Genomic DNA, 3,265 nt, shown 5'->3' with positions numbered 1-3,265 from the left:
CACAAGATGGGGATCAAGGCCTCGGCCACCTGTGTGATGAACTTCGACGGCGCCACCGGCTACCTGATCGGCGAGCCGAACAAGGGCCTGCACTGCATGTTCACCATGATGAACCACGCCCGCCTGGGCACCGGCATGCAGGGCCTGTGCCTTGGCGAGACCAGTTACCAGGGCGCCGTGCGCTACGCCCGGGAGCGCTTGCAGATGCGCTCGCTGACCGGGCCGAAGGCGCCGGACAAGCCGGCCGACCCGATCATCGTGCACCCCGACGTGCGGCGCATGCTGCTGACCATGAAGGCGTTCAACGAAGGCAACCGCGCGCTGGCCTACTTCACCGCCCAGTTGCTCGACACCGAGCACCTGTCGCAGGACGCCGCCGAGCGCGAGCGGGCCGCCGACCTGCTGGCCTTCCTGACACCGATCTGCAAGGCCTTCATGACCGAGACCGGGCAGGAGGTGACCAACCTCGGCATGCAGGTCTACGGCGGCCACGGCTACATCCGCGAGTGGGGCATGGAGCAGTTGGTCCGCGATTGCCGCATCGCACAGATCTACGAAGGCACCAACGGCATCCAGGCCCTCGACCTGCTCGGCCGCAAGGTACTGGGCAGCCAGGGCAAGCTGTTGCGCGGTTTCACCAAACTGGTCCACCAGTTGTGCCAGGCCCAGGCCGAGCATCCGCAACTGAAGGGACAGGTCGCGCAACTGGCGGCGCTGAACGCGCAGTGGGGCGAACTGACCCAGCAGGTGGGCCTGGCGGCGATGAAGAATGCCGACGAAGTGGGCGCCGCCTCGGTGGACTACCTGATGTTCTCCGGCTACGTGACCCTGGCCTATTTCTGGTTGCGCATCGCCCTGGTGGCGCGCGAGAAGCTGGATGCCGGCAGCGGCGAGGCCGCGTTCTACGAAGCCAAGCTGGCCACCGCCGACTTCTACTTCAGTCGCCTGCTGCCGCGCACTGCGGCGCACGCCGCGGCGATCCAGGCCGGCGCGGCGGGCCTGATGAGCCTGTCGGCGGAGCAGTTTTCGCTCTAGCGGCTGCCGGGGCAGGGGCGCGGCGCTTCTTCCCCCGGTTTCTCCCGCACCCGCCGGGCCCGTCGGACTCCCGGCGAACTCGCTCGAGCCCGCGAAAAGCGGGCTTTCTCATGCCTGTCGCATAGAAGACCGATATAGACTTTCAGGTCACGACGTGACGCTACAAGTCCGAAATGTTGGTGGTGTAGACTCGGCCGCGGCACGCCTTTCGTGCCTCCATTTTGTTGCCGCTGGCCCCCGGCCGGCGATCGGTACGATCGAGGATTCCCCACATGGCTGATTACAAAGCTCCGCTGCGCGACATGCGCTTCGTCCTCAATGAGGTGTTCGAGGTCTCCCGGCTCTGGGCGCAACTGCCGGCGCTGGCCGAAGTGGTCGACGCCGAGACCGCCGCGGCGATCCTCGAAGAGGCCGGCAAGGTCACCGCCGGTACCATCGCCCCGCTGAACCGTCCGGGCGACGAGGAAGGCTGCCAGTGGAACGCTGGCGCGGTGAGCACCCCGGCCGGCTTCCCCGAGGCCTACCGGACCTACGCCGAAGGCGGCTGGGTCGGCGTCGGCGGTGATCCGACCTACGGCGGCATGGGTATGCCCAAGGTGATCTCGGCGCAGGTCGAGGAACTGGTCAACTCGGCCAACCTGTCGTTCGGCCTGTATCCGATGCTGACCGCCGGCGCCTGCCTGGCGCTCAATGCCCATGCCAGCGACGAACTGAAGGACAAGTACCTGCCGAACATGTACGCCGGTATCTGGGCCGGTTCCATGTGCCTGACCGAGCCGCATGCCGGCACCGACCTGGGCATCATCCGCACCAGGGCCGAGCCGCAGGCCGACGGCTCCTACAAGATCAGCGGGACCAAGATCTTCATCACCGGCGGCGAGCATGACCTGACCGAGAACATCATCCACCTGGTGCTGGCCAAGCTGCCCGACGCCCCGGCCGGGCCGAAGGGCATCTCGCTGTTCCTGGTACCGAAGGTGCTGGTCAACGCCGACGGTTCGCTGGGCGAGAAGAACAGCCTGGGTTGCGGCTCCATCGAGCACAAGATGGGGATCAAGGCCTCGGCCACCTGCGTGATGAACTTCGACGGCGCTACCGGTTGGCTGGTGGGCGAGGTCAACAAGGGCCTGGCGGCGATGTTCACCATGATGAACTACGAGCGCCTTGGCGTCGGCATCCAGGGCCTGGCCACCGGCGAGCGCTCCTACCAGAGCGCCATCGAATATGCCCGCGAGCGTATCCAGAGCCGCGCGCCGACCGGCCCGGTGGCCAAGGACAAGGCCGCCGACCCGATCATCGTGCACCCCGACGTGCGTCGCATGCTGCTCACCATGAAGGCGCTGAACGAAGGCGGCCGCGCCTTCTCCAGCTACGTCGCGATGCAGCTGGACACCGCCAAGTACAGCGAAGACGCGGTCACCCGCAAGCGCGCGGAAGAGCTGGTGGCGCTGCTGACCCCGGTGGCCAAGGCATTCCTCACCGACATGGGGCTGGAAACCACCATCCATGGCCAGCAGATCTTCGGTGGCCACGGCTTCATCCGCGAATGGGGCCAGGAGCAACTGGTGCGCGACTGTCGCATCACGCAGATCTACGAAGGCACCAATGGCATTCAGGCGCTCGACCTGGTGGGGCGCAAGGTGATCGGCAGCGGCGGCGCCTTCTCCCGTCACTTCACCGACGAGATCAAGGCCTTCGTCGCTTCCGCCGACGAGGCCCTGGGCGAGTTCAGCAAGCCGCTGGCGGCCGCCGTGGAGAACCTGGAAGAGCTGACCGCCTGGCTGCTCGACCGCGCCAAGGGCAATCCCAACGAGATCGGCGCGGCGTCGGTCGAATACCTGCATGTGTTCGGCTACACCGCCTATGCCTACATGTGGGCATTGATGGCGCGCACCGCGCTGGCCAAGCAGGGCGAGGACGACTTCTACGCCAGCAAGCTGGGTACCGCGCGCTTCTACTTCGCCCGCCTGCTGCCGCGCATCCATTCCCTGAGCGCCTCCGTGCGCGCCGGCAGCGAGTCGCTGTACCTGCTGGACGCCGAGCAGTTCTGAGGCCTGGCGCCTGAGACGGAAAGCCCCGCGATGCGGGGCTTTTTTCTGGGCGCCGGGGGCTCGGCGCGCGGGACGGGTGGGGGGATATCCGCTTGCGGCTATCCGCCATTCCCAGGGTTTTCTCGGGGCCGTGATGGGACAGGGTGAGCGGCGGATAACGCCGTTGGCGTTATGCGCCC

The 3,265-nt window shown here is 66.8% G+C and carries 2 protein-coding genes; both read left to right on the top strand.

Translation table 11 applies throughout. The features are described 5' to 3' along the window. Positions 1-1,035: acyl-CoA dehydrogenase C-terminal domain-containing protein (locus tag HMPREF3014_RS16820; RefSeq protein WP_177344981.1), on the top strand; the 1,035-nt coding region annotated here is incomplete at its 5' end. Positions 1,036-1,307: 272 nt separating this feature from the next. After that, positions 1,308-3,086 carry an acyl-CoA dehydrogenase C-terminal domain-containing protein gene (locus tag HMPREF3014_RS16815; RefSeq protein WP_003103344.1) on the top strand — a complete coding sequence of 593 codons (1,779 nt, stop codon included), beginning with the start codon at positions 1,308-1,310 and terminating at the stop codon, positions 3,084-3,086. Positions 3,087-3,265: the final 179 nt, after the last annotated feature.

It is taken from the genome of Pseudomonas sp. HMSC065H01 (assembly GCF_001815235.1).
GTDB classification, from domain to species: domain Bacteria; phylum Pseudomonadota; class Gammaproteobacteria; order Pseudomonadales; family Pseudomonadaceae; genus Pseudomonas; species Pseudomonas aeruginosa.
This window is presented reverse-complemented; position numbering and strand designations above follow the sequence as displayed.

Excerpts from the sequence above, each read along its gene's own strand:
- HMPREF3014_RS16815 (WP_003103344.1), top strand. The coding sequence starts at position 1,308 with ATGGCTGATTACAAAGCTCCGCTGCGCGACATGCGCTTCGTCCTCAAT.